Origin of the sequence: Proteus sp. fly-1067 (assembly GCF_040139345.1) — a bacterium.
GTDB classification, from domain to species: domain Bacteria; phylum Pseudomonadota; class Gammaproteobacteria; order Enterobacterales; family Enterobacteriaceae; genus Proteus; species Proteus vulgaris_B.
Genome location: NZ_JBEEUL010000005.1, coordinates 17428 through 38980, shown reverse-complemented (window position 1 = coordinate 38980; position 21553 = coordinate 17428). Strand labels below are relative to the sequence as shown.

Annotated in this window: 17 protein-coding genes and 1 tRNA gene; 9 read left to right on the top strand and 9 right to left on the bottom strand. The window is 39.2% G+C overall.

The window, feature by feature from the left end; all coding sequences use genetic code 11:
* The first annotated feature begins 112 nt into the window (after positions 1 to 112).
* Both yajD and ABN217_RS08930 read left to right on the top strand, forming a co-directional pair.
* Positions 113 to 460, top strand: a complete 348-nt coding sequence (yajD, locus tag ABN217_RS08935; RefSeq protein WP_006534437.1) for an HNH nuclease YajD — start codon at positions 113 to 115, stop codon at positions 458 to 460.
* A 110-nt stretch (positions 461 to 570) separates the two neighbouring features.
* Entirely contained in the window at positions 571 to 942 is a 372-nt protein-coding gene (locus ABN217_RS08930) for a YibL family ribosome-associated protein (protein WP_340894357.1), read from the top strand.
* A 319-nt stretch (positions 943 to 1261) separates the two neighbouring features.
* On the opposite strand, the gene ABN217_RS08925 is transcribed toward ABN217_RS08930, so the two are convergent.
* Positions 1262 to 1356 (bottom strand) — tRNA-Sec (locus tag ABN217_RS08925).
* A gap of 241 nt (positions 1357 to 1597) precedes the next feature.
* Here ABN217_RS08925 and prlC point away from each other — a divergent pair.
* Both prlC and rsmJ read left to right on the top strand, forming a co-directional pair.
* A complete protein-coding gene (prlC, locus tag ABN217_RS08920) occupies positions 1598 to 3640 on the top strand; it encodes an oligopeptidase A (protein ID WP_349459325.1) in 2043 nt (680 codons plus the stop codon).
* 3 nt (positions 3641 to 3643) lie between these two features.
* On the top strand, positions 3644 to 4390 hold the full coding sequence (gene rsmJ, locus ABN217_RS08915) for a 16S rRNA (guanine(1516)-N(2))-methyltransferase RsmJ (RefSeq protein ID WP_196554454.1): 747 nt from the start codon (positions 3644 to 3646) through the stop codon (positions 4388 to 4390).
* 75 nt (positions 4391 to 4465) lie between these two features.
* Here rsmJ and gdhA read toward each other — a convergent pair whose 3' ends face one another.
* Both gdhA and uspA read right to left on the bottom strand, forming a co-directional pair.
* Complete coding sequence (gdhA, locus tag ABN217_RS08910) at positions 4466 to 5806, bottom strand: NADP-specific glutamate dehydrogenase (protein WP_072068944.1); 1341 nt, start codon at positions 5804 to 5806, stop codon at positions 4466 to 4468.
* A gap of 252 nt (positions 5807 to 6058) precedes the next feature.
* Complete coding sequence (gene uspA / locus ABN217_RS08905) at positions 6059 to 6493, bottom strand: universal stress protein UspA (RefSeq protein WP_072068945.1); 435 nt, start codon at positions 6491 to 6493, stop codon at positions 6059 to 6061.
* Positions 6494 to 6898: 405 nt separating this feature from the next.
* On the opposite strand from uspA, the gene uspB reads away from it, so the two are divergent.
* Positions 6899 to 7231: a universal stress protein UspB gene (uspB, locus tag ABN217_RS08900; protein ID WP_072068946.1), complete on the top strand. Its 333-nt coding sequence runs from the start codon at positions 6899 to 6901 to the stop codon at positions 7229 to 7231.
* 69 nt (positions 7232 to 7300) lie between these two features.
* Here the strand turns inward: uspB and pitA are convergent, their stop codons facing one another.
* A complete protein-coding gene (gene pitA, locus ABN217_RS08895) occupies positions 7301 to 8800 on the bottom strand; it encodes an inorganic phosphate transporter PitA (protein WP_196554477.1) in 1500 nt (499 codons plus the stop codon).
* Between the two features lie 309 nt (positions 8801 to 9109).
* Here pitA and ABN217_RS08890 point away from each other — a divergent pair, with 309 nt between their 5' ends.
* Entirely contained in the window at positions 9110 to 10324 is a 1215-nt protein-coding gene (locus ABN217_RS08890) for a BaiN/RdsA family NAD(P)/FAD-dependent oxidoreductase (protein ID WP_196554455.1), read from the top strand.
* Positions 10325 to 10918: 594 nt separating this feature from the next.
* Positions 10919 to 11620, top strand: coding sequence for a pirin family protein (locus ABN217_RS08885; RefSeq protein ID WP_196554456.1), 702 nt, complete (start codon positions 10919 to 10921; stop codon positions 11618 to 11620).
* A gap of 171 nt (positions 11621 to 11791) precedes the next feature.
* Here the strand turns inward: ABN217_RS08885 and pckA are convergent, their stop codons facing one another.
* From pckA to umoB, 4 genes are all read right to left on the bottom strand, one after another.
* Positions 11792 to 13411, bottom strand: coding sequence for a phosphoenolpyruvate carboxykinase (ATP) (pckA, locus tag ABN217_RS08880; RefSeq protein ID WP_164526877.1), 1620 nt, complete (start codon positions 13409 to 13411; stop codon positions 11792 to 11794).
* 204 nt (positions 13412 to 13615) lie between these two features.
* Positions 13616 to 14500, bottom strand: a complete 885-nt coding sequence (gene hslO, locus ABN217_RS08875; protein ID WP_197269739.1) for an Hsp33 family molecular chaperone HslO — start codon at positions 14498 to 14500, stop codon at positions 13616 to 13618.
* A 26-nt stretch (positions 14501 to 14526) separates the two neighbouring features.
* Positions 14527 to 14940, bottom strand: coding sequence for a ribosome-associated heat shock protein Hsp15 (hslR, locus tag ABN217_RS08870; RefSeq protein ID WP_197269738.1), 414 nt, complete (start codon positions 14938 to 14940; stop codon positions 14527 to 14529).
* Between the two features lie 72 nt (positions 14941 to 15012).
* Positions 15013 to 17121, bottom strand: a complete 2109-nt coding sequence (gene umoB, locus ABN217_RS08865) for a flagellar biogenesis regulator UmoB (RefSeq protein WP_072068951.1) — start codon at positions 17119 to 17121, stop codon at positions 15013 to 15015.
* A gap of 353 nt (positions 17122 to 17474) precedes the next feature.
* Here umoB and nudE point away from each other — a divergent pair, with 353 nt between their 5' ends.
* Positions 17475 to 18023, top strand: a complete 549-nt coding sequence (gene nudE / locus ABN217_RS08860) for an ADP compounds hydrolase NudE (protein ID WP_072068952.1) — start codon at positions 17475 to 17477, stop codon at positions 18021 to 18023.
* Positions 18024 to 18097: 74 nt separating this feature from the next.
* Here the strand turns inward: nudE and mrcA are convergent, their stop codons facing one another.
* Positions 18098 to 20632: a peptidoglycan glycosyltransferase/peptidoglycan DD-transpeptidase MrcA gene (gene mrcA / locus ABN217_RS08855; protein ID WP_196554458.1), complete on the bottom strand. Its 2535-nt coding sequence runs from the start codon at positions 20630 to 20632 to the stop codon at positions 18098 to 18100.
* 115 nt (positions 20633 to 20747) lie between these two features.
* On the opposite strand from mrcA, the gene ABN217_RS08850 reads away from it, so the two are divergent.
* Entirely contained in the window at positions 20748 to 21551 is an 804-nt protein-coding gene (locus ABN217_RS08850) for a hypothetical protein (RefSeq protein ID WP_196554459.1), read from the top strand.
* The last annotated feature ends 2 nt before the right edge of the window (positions 21552 to 21553 follow it).

Sequence of the window (21553 nt, the reverse complement as noted above, 5' to 3'; positions counted from 1 at the left end):
GAGTGCATCAGGTTGTAAGAAATGAAGATAGCAACATTTGAACCTATCATGGCATTCAGAGTATATTGGAAACACTATCGTAAAACGCTTTCTATTACAGGTAATACTAACAATGGCTCTGATCCCAAAAAACTATGCACGGTTAGAAAGTGGCTACCGTGAAAAAGCACTGAAAATCTACCCGTGGGTATGTGGACGTTGTGCTCGTGAGTTTGTTTACTCAAACCTGCGTGAACTAACCGTTCATCATATTGATCACGACCATACCAATAACCCAGAAGACGGCAGTAACTGGGAATTATTATGTCTGTTTTGCCATGATCACGAACACTCTAAATATACAGAAGCAGACCAATACGGCACAACTGTTGTCGCTGGTGAAGATGCACAAGATGATGTAGGTGCAGCAACCTATAATCCTTTTGCTGATTTAAAGTCGATGCTTAATAAGAAAAAATAGTGATGCAATGTCTGCTTTGATGCAAAGCAGACTATCTATCCCCTTTCTCACGCCCCTATATAGAATGGTGTATACTTACCAACAAGAAACTTGTTCATGGTTAATTAATAATGAAAGAAATCGAAAAAGCAAAAATCAAACTCCTTAGCGACCGTTTAGATCTTATTCGTCATAAAATGGCAAATATCTCGTTGCCAGATGAAGCGGAAAAAGCGGAAAAATACGCAGAGTTTGAAAAAGAAAAAGTAGAACTGGAAACTGAAATCGCTCGTCTGAAAGCAGTACGTAACAACAAACTCAGTAAAGAAGCACAAAAATTAGAAGATATGCCATTCAAACGCCTCATTACTAAGAAAGAACAAGCGGATATTGGCAAGCTAAAGAAAACTGTACGGGGCCTGATAATTGTCCATCCAATGACCGCATTAGGGCGCGAAATGGAGCTAGATGGTATGACCGGTTTTTCTAAGACTGATTTCTAGCTAGAAAATCAATTCAACTAAAACCTGTAAAAATCAGCTAATACTAACTGGTTCTTAATATATATCCGTTATTATGAGCCGTTAGTTATCCGGAGAGAAGATTAGGAAGCAAAGCATCACGCAAACTAGAAAGCTACTTCTTCTGCTTACCTCTTTTCAGCAAATCTTTCAGTACTGCAATATTCGCCCTGTGGTGCTTTAGAAAGATTTTCGCTCATCGAATTGCCTCCACTCTCTATACGTTATGCAAGACTATGAAAAACAATATGATAAAGAAAGAATTAGATGCTTTATTAGAAAGAAGTGATGAAATAAGAAGTGGCGGAAGATCACAGGAGTCGAACCTGCCAAGGACCGCTGGCGGCCCCATCTGGATTTGAAGTCCAGCCGCCCCACCGGGGACGATGATCTTCCATTTTTGAATGGGTCAAAAGGAAATAACGGGATGATTATACGCTGAATTATTTTTAATCCCAAGTGCATCAAATCAATAAAACCCCTTTCAAATAAAATAATCCCGTTTTTGAGTAAAACTTCGGATAATTACCGCGATACTATTGAACTTATACAGTTTCATCCTCATCTTACTATCTATAACGAATAAACTCAGTGGTGTTTTTTACGTCACTGCAAACCAAAATACAGGATGTTTTTTATGTCAAATCCATTACTTAGCACAACGGGATTACCTGCATTTTCCCAGATCAAACCAGAACATGTTGTTCCTGCATTAAAAGAAGTGTTAACAACTTACCGTGAAACAGTTGAAAAATTACTGGCTGAAAATACTCAATTTAACTGGGATAACCTTTGCCAACCATTAGCAGAAGCGGGCGATAAACTTTCTCGAGTTTGGTCTCCAGTCAGCCATTTAAACTCTGTCAAAAATAGTACTGAACTACGTGAAGCCTATGAGCAAAGTTTACCATTGCTGTCTGAATTCAGTACATGGATGGGACAACATGAAGGTTTATATCAAGCTTATAAATCAATTAAAGAAAGTGCTAATTTTAATGCATTAACTCAACCTCAAAAAAAAGCGATTGAAAACGCATTACGTGACTTTGAATTATCAGGTATCGGCTTACCCAAAGAGAAACAACAGCGTTTTGGTGAAATCAGCGCGCGTATGTCTGAGTTAGGCGCTAAATATGGAAATAACGTATTAGATGCAACGATGGGTTGGTCTAAACTAATCACTGATGTAGAAGATTTATCCGGTATGCCTCAAAGTGCTATTGATGCTGCAAAAGCTATCGCACAAGCTAAAGAGCAAGAAGGCTACCTATTAACGCTTGATATGCCAAGCTATCTGCCTGTCATGACATATGCTGATAATCGTGAACTAAGAAAAGAGATGAGTATCGCTTATAGTACGCGAGCCTCTGATCAAGGCCCAAATGCAGGTCAGTGGGATAACAGCGAAATTATCGCTGAGATCCTTGCATTACGCCACGAACTCGCTCAACTCCTTGGTTTCAAAAATTACGCTGAAAAGTCACTCGCCACTAAAATGGCAGAGTCTCCAGAACAAGTCCTTAGTTTTTTAACTGACTTAGCACAACGCGCTCACCCACAAGGTAAAGAAGAGTTAGCTGAACTCACCCAATTTGCAAAAGAGCACTATGGTGTTGATAAATTAGAATCATGGGATTTGGCTTATTACAGCGAAAAACAGAAACAACACCTGTTCTCAATCGATGATGAGCAACTGCGTCCTTACTTCCCTGAACAACGTGCTTTAAGTGGCTTATTTGAAGTTGTTCATCGTATCTATGGTTTAACAGCTAAAGAGCGTAACGACATCGACACTTGGCATGATGATGTTCGTTTCTTTGAGCTTTTCGATGAAAGTAACACCTTGCGCGGTAGCTTCTATCTTGATTTGTATGCACGTGAACACAAACGTGGTGGTGCTTGGATGGATGACTGCATGGGAAGAATGCGTCATGCCGATGGCAAGCTACAAAACCCTGTTGCTTATCTCACCTGTAACTTCAATAAACCTGTAGGTGGTAAACCTGCACTGTTTACTCATAACGAAGTCACCACACTGTTCCATGAGTTTGGTCATGGCTTACATCATATGTTAACGCAAATTGATACTGCTGATGTTGCTGGCATTAACGGTGTGCCATGGGATGCGGTTGAATTACCAAGCCAGTTTATGGAAAACTGGTGCTGGGAGCCAGAAGCATTAGCCTTTATTTCGGGTCATTATGAAACTGGTGAGCCATTACCACAGGCAATGCTTGATAATATGCTTAAAGCAAAAAATTATCAGTCTGCAATGTTTGTGTTACGTCAACTAGAATTTGGTCTATTTGATTTCCGTTTACATGCAGAATATGACCCAGCAAAAGGGGCGCGTGTAATGGAAACCTTAACCAGTGTGAAAGATCAAGTATCTGTTGTTCCGTCAACACCTTGGGCTCGTTTCCCTCATGCCTTTAGCCATATATTTGCAGGTGGTTATGCCGCAGGTTATTACAGCTATTTATGGGCTGATGTGCTTGCAGCGGATGCCTTCTCTCGTTTCTCCGAAGAAGGGATTTTTAACCGCGAAACAGGCCAATCATTCCTAGATAATATTTTAACTCGTGGCGGTTCTGAAGAGCCAATGGAACTGTTCAAACGCTTCCGTGGTCGTGAGCCAAAACTTGATGCTATGCTTAAAGGCTACGGCATTAAAGGATGATATGTGAATATCTGTTTACTTTGTGAAGAAGGCGCTGATAACAGCGCCTTATCTGATTTAGCGCAACGTTGGGGATTAGTTCACGACGAAACGCAAACAATGGCTTTAGTGTTAACACCAACTCACCTTGAATTACGCAAACAAGATGAACCTAAACTAGGTGGCATCTATGTTGATTTCGTAGAGGGTACCATGGCGCATCGTCGTAAATTTGGCGGTGGTCGAGGTGAAGCGGTGGCAAAAGCAGTTGGGATCAAAAAAGACTATCTGCCTGATGTAATTGATGCAACCGCAGGACTTGGTCGTGATGCGTTTGTCTTAGCGTCTATTGGTTGCAAAGTCAGAATGGTAGAGCGTCACCCCGTGGTTGCTGCATTACTTGAGGATGGCTTAAAACGTGCTTATCTCGATGCTAACATTGGTGAATGGATGCAAGAGAGAATGACGTTAATTCATGCTTCTTCTGCCCAAGCACTCACTGAGATCACACCTCCTCCTGATGTTGTCTATCTTGATCCGATGTACCCACATAAAGCAAAAAGCGCATTAGTAAAAAAAGAGATGCGAGTGTTCCAATCTTTAGTCGGTGCTGATGAAGATGCAGATGCCCTGCTAGAACCCGCAATGACTTTGGCAAAAAAACGTGTTGTCGTAAAACGTCCTGATTATGCTGAGCCATTAAATAATCAGCCTGCACATGCCAATATAACAACAAAAAATCACCGTTTTGATATTTACCCTTGTGTGTAAACACTGACATACAAGGATAAAGAAATTAGTTTGAGATCTGACGGGTGTTAAACACCCGTTCAGAATCAATGAGATTTACAGCACACCTTGAGCCAGCATTGCATCCGCAACTTTAACAAAGCCTGCAATATTCGCACCTTGAATATAATTAGTCTGCTTACCTTCACCACCGTAATTCACACAAGCATGGTGAATATCTAACATAATGTGATGTAAGCGAGCATCCACTTTTTCGGCTTTCCAGCTTAAACGTGCCGCATTCTGCGCCATCTCTAAACCAGAGGTTGCAACCCCTCCCGCATTGGCAGCTTTTCCTGGTGCAAAAAGGACACCTGCTTCGATAAAGGCATCTGTTGCTGCAATCGTTGTTGGCATATTCGCACCTTCAGCAACGGCTTTAACGCCATTTTTTATCAAGACTTTTGCCGCCTCTATATCTAATTCATTTTGTGTTGCACAAGGTAGAGCAATATCAACAGGAACAGCCCAAGGTTGTTGCCCTTCAAGATAGGTTAAACCAAATTCTTTCGCATACTCTTCAACACGACCATAATTATTTTTAATTTCAGTTAAACGTGCGAGTTTTTCAGTAGTAAATCCGGCTTCATCAACAACCGTACCACCTGAATCGGATGCTGTGATAACCTTAGCGCCTAGCTCTAAGCATTTTTCAATAGTAAATTGCGCTACATTACCTGCACCAGAAACTGCCACACGCATCCCCTCAAGAGACATACCATGACGTTTAAGCATCGCATTAGTAAAGTAAACTAAACCATATCCAGTGGCTTCTGGGCGGATTAAACTGCCTCCGAATGAAAGGCCTTTGCCTGTAAATACACATTCATTACTATTAGACAGTTTTTTCATCATGCCTGCCATAAAGCCAACTTCACGCGCGCCCACACCAATATCTCCTGCTGGAACATCTGTGTTAGCCCCTAAATGACGATAAAGTTCAGTCATTAAAGCCTGACAAAAACGCATGACTTCCCCATGGCTTTTGCCTTTAGGATTAAAGTCAGAGCCACCTTTCGCGCCACCCATTGGTAATGTCGTTAAGGCATTTTTAAATGTTTGCTCAAACCCTAAGAATTTTAGGATAGAGAGATTCACAGAAGGATGAAAACGCATACCACCTTTGTAAGGCCCGATAGCTGAGTTAAATTGGATACGCCATGCACGGTTAACTTGCACTTGCCCTTTATCATCTAACCAACAAACGCGAAACTGAATAATACGTTCAGGCTCAACTAAGCGCTCAAGTAATGATTGTTCACGATATTGTGGATTTTTTTCTAAAAAAGGCCACAAAGTGGTAAAAACTTCACGAACAGCCTGATGATACTCAGGTTGATGAGCGTTATATTTTTCTACCCCTTCTAAAAACGAAGACAATGAGCCAGATATATTCATTCCGCTATTCCTTTTTTGTGTAATGTGATGTTGGCATAACCTCATTTATTCGGAATATTTTTGGGTTTTGTGAGGTTGATGTTGTTTTGCTTCTTGAATATATCATTAAAATACATTCACACTTCAAGACATTTTTTTCATAATTAGACAAAAAAAAAAGGTTGACTCCACTTAACAGCAGGAAAAATAGGAATTTTAGACAAAAAAATACCTGCATAAGCAGGCATTTTTTTTGCTTAAACAAGCAAGCGATTATTCTTCATCATCTTTCAGAGGAACAATTAACATATCAACATGCACAGTATTAATTAATTGACGTGCTGATGACATCAATTTGCTCCAGAAGTCTTGGTGATGACCGCAAACAACTAAATCCATATCGTATTTTTTAATCGCATCAACCAGAACTTGGCCTAAATCACCGCTACCACTCAAGGTTTCCTGAATTTCATAACCTGATTTATCTGAGAGGTCTTTTAACGCGTTACGGGTTTCATCAGTAATACGTTGTTGCATATCACCGAGGTTGACATCAATTAGACCGGTATAAAGATCAGAATAGTTAACATCAACGTGAATTAAGGAAACTTTGGCATTATAGGGTTTTGCCATAGATACAGCTTTCTGTACTAAGACGTTACTCTCAGGGGATAAATCAACTGCCACTAGAATATGCTTATAAGCCATCGTGAACTCCTTCCATAAGCTGATTAATCGGTTGGAAAGGCGGTTAAGCCTAAATCCTATGTATTAAATATAACGTTTTAAGATGAAAGTTAGATGTCGTCTTGATCACAACTTATGTCAAATTCATCAAGAAAGCATCTATCGATAAATAACAATATACACCATTTTAGATTATCACGATGTCATTCACCGACAATATCATCATAATAATGAGAATTGAGTATAAAAAACAACAAAAACACCCTTTTAGAGTTATTTTTTATCCATTTTTTTGAAAAAGGAAACAACTTGAACACGTCACTTTTGTTTATTGCTTAATTTCACCTAAACTTAAATAAGAGAAAAAATAACCTCTATGGGTAAAGGTTTTCTCATCTCTGAATCTATTATTCTAGGGAGGGGATTATGTTTAATGTCATTGTTATCTTTTGGGCGCTCTGTATTCTTTGCCTGATTAATATGATGCGTTATTTTTCATCTATTCGGGTGTTACTCACAATACTGCGCCAATCTGATCCGTTACTCTATCAATCAGTAGATGGTAATGGGTTTTTTACTATGCATGGGCAATTTTCAAAACAATTGCGACTTATCCGCTACATCAACCAACGCCAATATACCAACCATCATAATCCTGAAGTGATTATGCGTTGCGAGCGAATTTATCGGCAATTTTATCTTGTTAGCCGTTTTTGTATTTTGGCTGTAGCAAGTTTAATTGCGATGCTTATTTGGTAGGTGACAAAAATAAAAAAACGGTGACTAAAAGTCACCGTTTATAAACAAACTTGGGTAGTTTATTGTTTATCAGCTATTCACAATGAATGTCAGTGATATCCAATAAAGTAAACCTGATAAACCAATGCTAACTGGTAATGTTAAGATCCAAGCAAGTCCGATATTTTTTATCGTCTTCGATTGAACTCCACCACCATCTACAATCATTGTACCTGCAACGGCAGATGACAAAACTTGTGTTGTTGATACAGGCATACCCGTATAACTTGCGACACCAATGGACACTGCTGCTGTTACTTGGGCAGAAACCCCTTGAGCATAAGTCATACCTTTTTTACCAATTTTTTCACCAATCGTTACTGCAACACGTTTCCAACCTACCATTGTCCCAATAGAGAGCGCTAATGCCACTGCAACAATGATCCAAATCGGTGCATATTCCACAGTGTTTAGCAGGTCACGACTCAATGTTTTTAAGAACCGTGCATCTTGGGCGCTAGTTTCAGGTAATTTAGCCACTTCTGTTGCGGTATCAGCGATACACATTAGTAATCGACGCATTTGAGCACGCTGGTCTGCTGTTAGTTCATCATAAGAACTAATATTTGCCAGCATTTGTTCTGTTTGATTCAGAACAATTGGCGTTCTCGCGCTGTTACAATGGAAATCGGTATCACTAGGATCAGTTTGTGCTGACACTCCTGGTGTATTTTCGATAGCATGCTGTAATGCTGGCTGATGCTTCTCATAATACTGCTGTAAGTGCACAACGGCATCATGTGTTTTGGTGATATCGTACCCGCTAGCACTCATATTGACGACAAAGCCCGCAGGCGCCACGCCAATTAATACCAACATGATAAGACCGATACCTTTCTGCCCATCATTTGCACCATGAGAAAAACTGACCCCAACCGCAGATAAAATCAGTGCAGTACGAGTCCAAAATGGTGGCTTACGCTTACCATCTTGTTTTTCACGTTCAGCTGGTGTCAGGTGAATACGACGACGTTTTTTCGTACCACTCCAGTAACGGCGCAGTAAGAAAATCATCGCGCCCGCAATAACCAAGCCGATAATTGGAGAAAGAATGAGAGATAGGAAGATACTGATCATTTTTGGAATGTTTAACGCATCAACGATAGACGAATCTGTCACGATAGCATTTGTTAAACCAATACCAATGATAGCACCTATCAGCGTATGTGAACTTGATGCTGGAATACCGAAATACCATGTACCTAAGTTCCAGATAATGGCAGCTAACAGCAACGAGAAGACCATAGCAAGACCATGACCTGAGCTCACATTCAGCAGAAGATCTGTCGGTAACAAGTGAACGATAGCATAAGCTACGCTCAAACCACCGAGCAAAACTCCAAGGAAGTTAAATACACCCGCCATCACGACCGCAAATTGCGCACGCATAGCACGAGTATAGATAACAGTTGCTACCGCATTTGCGGTATCATGGAAGCCGTTAATAGCTTCATAAAATAGCACAAAAAGCAGTGCTAAAACCAACATTAAACCTGTATGAAATTCTAGGTCAGTAAACAAATGTAGCATAGACGTTAAGCCAGTTAGTTGGACATGAACGCGGCGCATTATCAGCGACAAATGCGAACGGTGGAAGCGAAATTTAACCTTTTTTTGATTTGATAACCAAGAAAATCAGAGCCTTTTTAAGATAATTCCTTATATATCATTTAATTAATAAAAATAAAAAAAAAGTAAATTTCTGACAATTTTTTTCCTTGCTAATACGAATTTAGGTGAAAAATGCAGATTTCTCCATATAATTTTACAAAAATACTCTGATCTTATGCGAAAATCATTGATTAAGTAGTCAGAGAAAACCAAGAACGAGACATCATTGTGGGATCATACGATACAGTAATTATAGGTGCAGGTGCCGCGGGGCTTTTTTGTGCGTCTTTAGCAGGACAAGCAGGATTATCTGTTTTAGTGCTAGATAACGGTAAAAAAGTAGGTCGAAAAATTCTTATGTCAGGAGGCGGTCGTTGCAATTTTACCAATATGTATATTGAGCCTTCAGCCTATTTATCAGAGAATCCTCATTTTTGTAAGTCAGCACTTGCTCGCTATACGCAATGGGATTTTATTGAGTTAGTGCAAAAACATAACATTGCCTATCATGAGAAAACCTTAGGCCAACTCTTTTGTGATGATTCAGCACAGCAAATTGTGGATTTATTACTTGCTGAGTGTCAAAAAGGGAAAGTGAGTGTTCGCTTACGTAGCGAGGTAACGTTAATCGAGAAAAAAAATGAAAGCTTCACTGTTTTTGTTGATGGAAAAGCAATTGTGACCTCTTCTGTTGTCATTGCCAGTGGTGGGCTTTCTATGCCCGGTTTAGGCGCTACTCCTTTTGGCTATAAAGTCGCAGAACAATTTGGTCTTCCTGTTTTACCCACTCGTGCAGGCTTAGTGCCTTTTACACTGCATAAACCTCAGCTTGAGCAATTTAGCCAACTATCAGGCGTTGCTGTACCCGCTATTGTGACAGCAAAAAGTGGAACGAGTTTTAAAGAAAACATTCTTTTTACTCACAGAGGCCTTTCAGGGCCAGCTATTTTGCAAATCTCTAGTTATTGGCAACCTGGAGAGTATGTAAGTATTAACTTACTTCCGAATATTGATCTTGAAAACCTTCTACAAGAAAAACGCCAAGAGCACCCAAATCAATCATTAAAAAATACATTATCTCGCTTATTACCAAAGCGTTTTATAGAAATAATGATAGAAAATAAACAGTTACCTGATGTTCCCCTCACTCAACTTAGCAATGAACGTATTACTCAAATTGCAGTGTTGCTACAAGAATGGCAAGTTCAGCCTAATGGCACTGAAGGATATCGCACTGCGGAAGTCACTCTAGGTGGCGTAGATACTCGAGCCCTCTCCTCTAAAACAATGGAAGCCACTAAAGTAAAAGGACTCTATTTCATTGGTGAAGTAGTGGATGTAACAGGTTGGTTAGGTGGATATAACTTCCAATGGGCATGGAGTTCGGCGTATGCCTGTGCTCAGAGCCTTATTTCAACACCAAAATCAACGTTTTCTGAGTAATATGTACCAATATTAAAATTATAAATATTGGTTTTATAATTCTATAAACTTATAAGTTATACATAACAAAACCCAGTTATCATCAATCAGTGATAGCTGGATTTTGTTTTATCCCTTAATAGCGGCTCAAAATGGCTCATATCCCTTCTTTTATTCTGGTTTTATAGCGCAATTATTGTCCTTCCCCCTATGAATAACCTTATAAAAAATATTGTTAACTATTTGGTTATATTACTATTTTAAAAAATTATCAAAATAAAACGACTCGTTAATCAGTAAGTTAAAAGCTTTTCATTGCTTTTTTCTATATTGCTTAAAAAAAAGGCTTTACAAATGATACTGAGAACCATTATCATCAATAACACTTTCAGACGCACCACCTTCAGGGTGATATGAAAGAACGACATTGCTCACATTGCTTCCAGTGTTTTATTTAGCCAGCCGGGTGCTGGCTTTTTTCTTTTCTAAAACTTATTCGATGTTCTTGTTTCTCTTTATTCAAATTATTTGGATCTTCAGGTTAAATTCCTCCGCTTTTCTACTTTGTGCTATTGCGTAAACTGTGTTCAACAACTGATGAGAAGGAAACACATAATGATTTATCTACGCAAAGCAAATGAAAGAGGACACGCTAATCATGGTTGGCTAGATAGCTGGCATACCTTCTCTTTCGCAAACTATTACGATCGTGATTTTATGGGATTTTCTGCATTACGCGTGATTAATGAAGATCGCGTAATACCAGGTGAAGGCTTTGGTACTCACCCTCATAAAGACATGGAAATATTAACCTATGTGCTTGAAGGTAATATCGAGCACAAAGACAGTATGGGTAATAAAGAAAATGTTCCTGCTGGTGAGTTTCAGATAATGAGTGCAGGTACAGGGATCACCCATTCAGAATATAATCCGAATAGTGATCAAGGGCTACATTTCTACCAAATTTGGATTATGCCAAATACTGTCGGTATCACACCACGCTACGATCAACGTCGTTTTGATACAACAGTAAGTAAACAGCTTATTTTGTCGCCAGATGCCCGTGATGGCTCTTTAAAAGTATTCCAAGATATGACCTTATGGCGTTGGAACCTGAAAAAAGGTGAAGAAGCACAATATCAAGTAGAAGCGGGACGCAATATTTGGCTACAAGTTGTAAAAGGAAAAATAGCCATAAATGACATAATTGCGACCACCAGTGATGGTGTAGCTATTGCTGATGAAGATATGATCCGTTTTGTTGGTGATGAAGACAGTGAAGTTTTATTGTTTGATTTACCTCCAGTAACAGCATAGTTGGGTTACCACCCTCTAAAGTCACTTTTTCTCTAATAATCTATTTCACTTTGTTTTCTTTTTTTATCCCCTGAGATGTTCTCGCATTTCAGGGTTTTTTTTATTTAAAATAAAAAAACACCAAAATCACACTTTATGATATTTGGTGTTTTTTATTAATACAAATAACAATTAACGCTTAGGTCCAACTTTTGTCAGTGCTTGGCCAGCTGGGGTATCTGTATATTTATCGAAGTTTTTCACAAAACGATCAGCAAGATCGTCTGCTTTCACATCCCATTGTGCTTTATCAGCATAAGTATCACGAGGATCTAAAATTTCACTATTAACACCGGGTAATGCTGTTGGGATTTCTAAATCAAACACGGGTAATGTTGTCATTGGTGCTTTATCAATATCACCATTTAAGATGGCATCAATAATAGCGCGAGTATCTTTAATTGAGATACGCTTACCTGTGCCGTTCCAACCGGTGTTAACCAAATACGCTTTTGCGCCAGATGCTTGCATACGTTTTACTAATACTTCAGCGTATTGTGTTGGATGTAGAGATAAGAATGCCGCACCAAAACAAGCTGAGAATGTAGGTGTTGGCTCTGTTACACCACGTTCTGTTCCCGCAAGCTTAGCGGTAAAACCCGATAAAAAGTGATATTGCGTTTGTTCTGGCGTTAAACGTGAAACAGGAGGTAACACACCAAAAGCATCTGCAGTTAAGAAAATCACTTTCTTAGCATGACCCGCTTTAGAAACTGGTTTAACGATATTATCGATATGATAAATCGGGTAAGAAACACGAGTATTTTCTGTTTTTGAGCCATCGTCGAAATCAACAGAACCATCCGACAACACAACCACGTTTTCTAATAGTGCATCACGTTTAATTGCACCATAGATATCAGGTTCAGCTTCTTTTGATAAGTGGATCGTTTTCGCATAACAACCCCCTTCAAAGTTAAACACACCGTCATCGTCCCAACCATGCTCATCATCACCAATTAGCTTACGCTTAGGATCCGTTGAAAGGGTTGTTTTACCTGTACCGGATAAACCAAAGAAAATAGCCACATCACCACTTTCGCCAACGTTTGCGGAGCAGTGCATAGAAGCCATACCTTTAAGAGGAAGGAAGTAGTTCATCATAGAGAACATACCTTTCTTCATCTCGCCACCGTACCAAGTACCGCCGATTAACTGAATGCGTTCAGTTAAATTGAACGCAACGAAGTTCTCAGAATTAAGTCCTTGTTCCTTCCAATTTGGATTTGTACATTTTGCTCCGTTCATCACAATGAAGTCTGGTGTAAAATTTTCCAGCTCTTCTTGTTCAGGGCGAATAAACATATTTTTAACAAAATGAGCTTGCCAAGCAACTTCCGTGATAAAACGTACTTTTAAACGTGTATCCGCATTCGCACCACAAAATGCATCAACAACAAACAAACGTTTGCCTGATAGCTGATTGGTTACCAATGATTTTAAGTCAGACCACACTTCTTGTGAGAGTGGCTTATTATCATTTTTACCTTTTCCCTGATCAGCCCACCACACTGTGTCACGAGTAACATCATCACGAACAATGTATTTATCTTTCGGAGAACGTCCAGTAAATATACCTGTATCAACGGCAATAGCGCCTAACGAGGTTAATGTGCCTCGTTCATAACCTGTTAATCCAGGCTGGGTTTCTTCATTAAATAACAGCTCATAGCTTGGGTTATAAATGATTTCACTTGTGTCCTTAATACCGTACTGCTGGAGATCCTTAGGGGTAAGACCTTTAACGCTCATAGTTTCGCTCCTGATAAATAGACCTTTCTACGAGCAATATTAGGGTGTTACGAGTAATTAACAGCGATTGTTATCAATATTTTGAAAATTTATAATTTTTTTATGTTAAGAACGAGAGCTAATGCACAAAACTACAGAAAAATTGTTGAATAAAAAAGGACGCAAAATAGCGTCCTTTTGATAAAATCACCTTGCTAAATCGAATCAGTGCAATTCAGAGCCATTTAACTTATTGATATTATTAATATCACTCTCTGTGAAGATGTAATGGGTTCCACAATATTCGCATTCCATATCGATATTACCCTGTTCTTGCAACAGGTGGTTCACATCTTCTTTAGATAATGTTACTAATGTATTTTCACAGCGCTCACGCGAACAAGTACAATGAAATTCAACTGCTTGAGGCTCATAAAGAGTGACATCTTCTTCGTGATATAAACGATGTAAGATCTCTTTAGTATCCAGCGTAAATAACTCCTCAGCCTTAATAGTGTGAGTTAATTGTGTAAGTAATTCAAAATGTTCCGCCGTATGTTCCGCAGTGAACTCTTCTGATGCTGGTAATACTTGTAATAACATTCCCGCAGCCGCAGGCTTACCTGCTTGCATACCACTACGAATAAATACGCGAGTTGGTAACTGTTCTGATTGTTTAAAATAGTTATCAATACAAGCTTCAATAGTTTCACCATCAAGAGCAACAATACCTTGATAACGTTCACCTTTCTCTGGTGTTACTGTGATGACCATAAAACCATTCCCGATCATCTCTTTTAATGTACTTCCAGCCTTTACATCATCGCCCACACGCGCCACACCGCGCATTTGTTGATTGTTATTACCATTGATAACAGCCAATCGTACTGGACCATCGCCTTGTATTTGAACAGTAATATCTCCTTCAAATTTAAGCGTTGCTGTTAACAAACTGGTTGCCACCAGCAAATCACCCAGAAGACATTGAACTGGCTCAGGATAATGGTGATTTTCAAGCATTGATTGATAGGTTTCAGTCACATTGACCAATTCACCACGTACCGCGTTTTTTTCAAATAAAAAACGTGATAAAGAGTCTTTTTTAGACATAACGTTCTCTCATTTCAGGGAATCGGTTAATCCGATTCTTGTAAATTTGTCTGTTTGAAGCGAAGTAAGGTGCGTCTTTCCTTTTTATCAGGGCGACGTTCAGGATGAGGCATTGTTAACGCATTCATTTTTCTCGCTAGAGCAATTTTTTCTCTTTTCGCAATACTCTCTGGTGTTTCACAATAGAGTGCTTGCGCTTGTGTAGCACCTTGTCGCTGTGAACTCACCATTAGAATGGTTACTGTCCGTTCATCATTACCTTGTCGTAGACGTATTTCTGCGCCTTCTTCAACGATTTTACTTGGCTTGCCTCTCACACCATTGTAATGGACTTTGCCACCTTCAATCATCGTGCGAGCAATGGCGCGCGTTTTATAAAAACGAGCAGCCCAAAGCCATTTATCTAAACGGACACCACTGTCTTGTGATGGTTGACTCATCCCTTTCTCCTTAACTTCAACTTCTTTTATGAAGGCGATAGTGAAAACACATAGCCTTCCACAACAAGGGACTTACTGAGGAGGGCGATAAAAACAGTGCTCATAATAGAGACTGATTTTATTCATGCGTTGGTTGTTTTGTCGCCGACGCCGGATGATAAGAAATAGGTTCAATACTAAAAACCCGATAGCGAGAAACAATAATAACGTATTACCGATGTAATATAACATTGTCATTGAATCAGGTAGGCTATGTAAAAATATCTGTAACGTACCATTAGCATCAACAACCATGCCTGTTATTACTCCACCCGTATCAAAAGGTGTATGTAATAAAATATCGGATAAACGCTGTAACTCTCGCCACTGTTCTAACGGCGTGGGTTCAAACACTGAGTTTGAATTTGACGCGTAATCAACAAGCTGTTTTCTTTCATCACTGATTAATAGCACACCACCTGGTGGCGGACTATTTAACAGAATTGCGGCTTTATCTATTTCTCGGTAGATAAAAGAAGATGTGGTGGTGTCGATAAGCTTTTCCAAGGCCTCAGCACTTACTGCACGTAATAAAACATTGGTACCCGTTAGTTTACCACTCTCCGCGCGTTGAACTAATGCAGCCCAGTCATTGACGTTACTCAAGTTAACTAACGCCATTTTCAAGCGGATGCATTCGTTCTCTCTCGGGCATAAATCCTGTGTTTTCAACACAATACCATCGAAATTATCTAAAAGATTCATCCCTGATTTAGTAATTGCTTGACCTAAACTTGGGTTAACTCGGTTATTAGAAACGGGATGAAGTTGCTCTTCAACCATATGTAATAAAGCAGCTGCTTTTTCGATTGTGCTCGATTCAGGCATCGGCATTGGATTGCTGTTATTCCAGTAAATACCCGAACAATCAAAAGGTGCAAAAATAGTTTTATTATTCTTACTTGATAGATTAGGTGGCATATAACACATACCCACCCCTTTCGCCTGAATAATATCCCCAACATGCAAATCGGTTGTTTCTAATTCGGTAAAATTGGTTACTAAATGAGGTTCTGTATCTTTAAGCCATGAAAAACTGAGTTTCATTGAAAGAGAAAGTGGCTGATAAAGATACAACATGCCAATAATAAATAAGCTCCAAAAAACGAAAATAATATTTTTAATATACCGTTTATAAGGATAATTTTTTTCTTCATCATGTAATGAAAGATAACTTCCTTGCTTTATAACATGATGACTAGGGTACATTTCTAAATAGGTTACTTTATCAATATAACCTTGGATATAAGGCTCCCAATGAGGTGGATAAATAAGATCAATTCCCCCTAAAGAAACATTTTTCACCTGCCCATGATCAAAATTACCGAAAAGCCCCCAGCGTTTTAAACGTCCTTTAAAACAATGGACCTCTTGCTTACGAGGTTTAATCAAAGGATTGTGAATAAGGAAAATACCAATGGCAAGAAATGAGCTTCCTATCGCTAAGATCCAAGGAAGGAAAACCTGAGGCATCATTAGGGCCGTTAGCCATAATGTAAGCCCTATACAAACAAAAGAACCATCCCAAAAGCCAGATGAGTTATGTAATCGGTATTCTTCGTTAGTTTCTTCTCTAATTTGCAGTAGATGGGCAGCATCACCTTCATTCTTTTGGATCGTGGATGAACCATTTGCCAAGATAGGTTCAGAAAGTTGCTTTAAACTCAGCGCAGAAAAATGAATTTTTTCATCTTTCAAAAAGTGCCCATTAACACCAATTACGATGGGGATAGATGGCGTACACACAACATCGAGGACATTTTCTTGTTGAAGATAAGGAACAAGCAGTGGGGGAATGTGAATTTCTACAGCATCAATATAGTAACGCCAATGATTTAATCCTTCTGATGAGCCCGCAAAACGGTTAACGATATTTCTTAATGTTGTAACGACTTCGCCTTTAATTGGCATTTCGGGGAAGTTTTGTAATGAGTATCCAGAAGAAAAATCCGACGTACCAAAATAAGATAAATAATCACTAATAAGCCCATAGTCATCTGAAGTGAGCTTGCGATAAGTTGGTTTGGCAAGAGATGGAAGATGATGTGAGTCATCAAGCCGCCTTCTTTTAAAGAATAGAAAGGCGGCCATTATAAATAGGCTTATCATTAAGATAGCCAATATAATGACTGATAATCTCATTTTTTCCCCATGCTTATACTGATGCTGCGTAGTAACAATAACAAATTTAAAACCCTGCCTAACATAAGGCAATTCCTATTCTTTTGTTCTATTTTTTATTTAAATACAATAGATTATATTTTTATTGGCGCGTTATAATTTATTTGTCTTATCAACTTTATATCCACTAACAACGCTATCTTCAGGTAAAATAGCGGATCAATAAATAATAATATTCTCAAAAAATCAATAAATAACTAGGTTTAGTAGCGGAGTGTACTCAATTTTCACTTAAAAGCTAAATCTAATTGTTAGATTTATTTTGTCATTAATGTGTTAAATTCAGGTTAATCTCTATTCTGCCAGGGGCTGTTATGAAAGAACTTAAAAAACCCAATATATTAAACATTGATAACATCGCCCGTTCTCGATTATTTCAGATCCAATCCGTTAATCTGGAGTTCAGTAACGGGGAAAAACGTATTTATGAACGCATGAAACCAGCGAACCGCGAAGCCGTTATGATTGTTCCGATCATTGATGACAACCTTATACTTATTCGTGAATACGCTGTTGGTATCGAAAATTATGACTTCGGTTTTCCTAAAGGTGCCATTGATCCTGGCGAAAATGCGCTACAAGCTGCAAACCGCGAACTCAAAGAAGAAATTGGTTATGGTGCCCACTCTTTAACAGAAATAGCAAAGCTTTCTATGGCACCTTCTTATTTTTCCAGCAAAATGAATATCGTCATTGCTCATGATCTTTACCCTGAGCAACTGGAAGGCGATGAACCTGAACCGCTAATTCAAGTACGTTGGCCTATCGCCAAAATGATGGACTTACTGGATCATCCCGATTTTACTGAAGCACGTAGTGTCAGTGCCCTCTTTCTCGCACAGCGCTATTTACAAAATAAATAGATAAAAAAACCCCAGTAATTGGTTGCCCAACTATTGGGGGTTACTTCATTTTTATATCCGATTTTTTCGATTAATTAGAATAATTCGTTAGATTCACCATTATCCTCAAAAATCTGTGTTCCCACTTCGCTTTTTGCTCTTTCTGTGGGTTGTGTGCCCTCAATGAAATACTCTTTCATCGATGGGCCATCACCTGCAAGTTTACCCGTTCTTCTATCTATTTGAACAGCAACAACACCTTTTGGTGCTGGCATCATATTCACAGGTACACCATCAAGTGCGACTTTCATAAAGTCATTCCAAATAGGTTGCGCTGTTTTAGCACCAGCTTCACCACCACTAGCCGCAGTACGTCCTAAGTTACGGCTGCTGTCATCAAAGCCAATCCAAGCAGTGGCAACAATATTTGCACCATAACCCGAGAACCATGCGTCTTTAGAACTGTTGGTTGTTCCTGTTTTACCACCAATATCTTGGCGTTTTAGATCACGAACAGCCCGCCAACCTGTACCAGACCATCCCGGTTCACCCACAAGGTTTGTTCTTAATGCATCATGCATTAAGTAAGCCAGTGGTGTGCTGATAACGTGTGGTGCGTATGGGCTTTCTTTAACAGTCTCAGCTAACGGAGCTTGTTCTAATTCAATTTCAGGCGCTGCATCCGCAGGCTGTGATTTATTAGATTGAGCAACGTTTTCCATATAGTCATCAGATAGAGCGATAGAACGCATGGTATCGCCGTAAATAACTGGTATATCTGTACAGTCTGGGCAGGCTACTTTTGGCTCTGCAGTAAACAACACTTCACCTTCTGCATTTTCAATACGTTGGATATAGTAAGGCTCAATTAAATATCCGCCATTCGCCATCACAGCAAAACCGCGTACCATTTGCATTGGTGTAAATGATGGTGATCCTAATGCTAAAGATTCTGTTCTATCAATATTTTGATTAGGGAAACCAAAACGTAAGAGATAATCAGCGGCATAATCCACACCCATTGCGCGCATTGCACGTACCATCACCACGTTTTTAGATTGACCTAATCCCTGACGTAAACGAATAGGGCCCGCATAAGTTGGTGGTGAATTTTTAGGTCGCCAATCTGTACCTGCACCTGCATCCCAACGACTAATAGGTAAATCATTAAGGAGTGTTGATAAAGTAAGTCCTTTATCTAACGCAGCTGCATACAAGAAAGGTTTAATATTCGACCCCACTTGGCGCAATGATTGAGAAACGCGATTAAACTTACTGATTTCAAAATCAAAACCACCTACAAGCGCAATAATACCGCCATTGAGTGGATTTAATGCAACAAATGCCGCATTAACACCTGGAAGCTGCGCTAATACCCAATTGTTATCATTATTTTGACGAACCCAAATTTGCTCACCAACATTAACTACTGCATCAACTTTTGTTGGTGTCGCGCCTTGAGCGGTATCTGAAATAAACTTACGAGCCCAACGAACTGCTTTTAAATCTAAGGTAATGTTATCGCCATTCTTTAAAACTACTTTCGCTTCTTTAGCGTCTGCAGATAACACAACTGCTGGGATCAATGGCCCATAAGTTTGAATTTCTTTTAATTTTTTACTGATCGCATCATTATCCCAAGGCGTTTGCCCTTCACGCCAAAGGACTTCTTGAGCACCGCGATAGCCATGGCGCATATCATAATCAATCACATTGTCACGTAAGGCTTTTTCTGCTGCTAATTGATCTTTACGAATAACAGTGGTGTAAATTTTATAGCCATCAGTATAAGCATTTTCACCATAACGCTCATACATCTCCATTCTCACCATTTCAGTGAGATATGGGGCTGAAAAATCAATTTGAGGTGCATGGTATTTAGCCACAATAGGCTCTGCTCTTGCACTTTCATATTGTGCTCGAGTGATGTAATTCTCTTCATACATACGCAATAAAACAACATTACGGCGTTTTAAGGCACGATCGTAAGAATAGAGTGGATTTAGTGTAGAAGGTGCTTTAGGCAAACCAGCAATGACTGCCATTTCATTAAGGCTAAGATCATGCACACTTTTACCAAAGTAAACATACGCCGCAGCACCTACACCGTAAGCACGGTTACCCAGATAAATTTTATTTAGATACAGCGCTAAAATTTCATCTTTGGTTAACTCTTTTTCAATGCGAATAGCCAAAAAGGCTTCTTTAATTTTTCGCATTAATTTCTTCTCAGGCGTTAAAAAGAAATTTCGAGCTAACTGTTGCGTAATGGTACTTGCACCTTGAGAAGCTTGTCCTGATGTTAATGCAACAACTACCGCACGCGAGATCCCAATGGGATCGATACCGTGATGCTCACGAAAACGGGTATCTTCGGTCGCGATAAAAGCATTAATTAATTGAGGAGGCATTTCCTCTAGCGTTAGCGGTAAACGGCGTTTTTCGCCATATTGCGCAATTAATTCTCCGTCTGCACTCAAAACCTGCATAGGGGTTTGTAAACGAACATCTTTTAATGTCGCAACATCGGGTAACTGAGGCTCAACATACTTATACATACCGTATATCGAGGCTGCTCCCAAAATTATGCAAGCCAAAACGAAGATGAAAAAATATTTTAAGAACTTCACCTTAAATTTCCCATGTAGTGTGAATTGGGCGGTTTATAAACAAACAGTGCGTAGTATAAAGGTAACGCCTCTTTGAAAATAGGCAATTACTCATCAATAGATATGGATATCATTTATGGAAACACACAATTACCAGATTGGTATTGAAATTAACACTCATCATATCAATGCTGTTTTGGTATTTCAGCAGAATAAACAATGGAAGATCAGCGCATTTTGGCAATTCCCTTTACCTCTCAATGATGATTCAGATGATACAAAATTAAGAAATATCTTAATAAACTGGCGCAAAGATCTCCCTTTTATTAACAATATTACTCTCTCATTACCTGATATTTATGAAAGTTATCAGACAATCCCACTGCCACCGCTTATTTCCCTTACATCGGCGGCATGTTATCGGTTAGCACAGTTACGAGCCACATCTTACACACAAAATACAAAAAACCCTGTTAATTTTGACTATCGGCAAAATAACGGCAAACTCGCTATCCATTTGTGTCATAAGATCGCATTAGATAAGTATATAGCCTTGTTTTCTGAAATAAACTTAGCGCTCTCTGCAATTGATTTACCCGCGTGTGCGCTACGCTATTTAGCCACTTACCTTAATATCTCACCTAAAAACAAGCTTATTTACTGTAAAAATAACACACTATTTTGGGTTTCATCTGATGATGAAATGCCCCATTACGGCACTCTTCCTTATCAAGATCAGCAAGAACAACAAACCGCTATTTATCAGCTAATAGAGAAATATCATTGGTCTAAAGAACAGTGCTATTTTGCTGGCGATAATGCGACAGCATTTAGCCATTCAATGCCTCTTTGGCCTGATTTTTCCCATTATTTATTTCAACCAACCACAAAAGAAAACACACTTTCCCTTATCGCTCTTGGTTTAGCATTACGTCCTTAGGA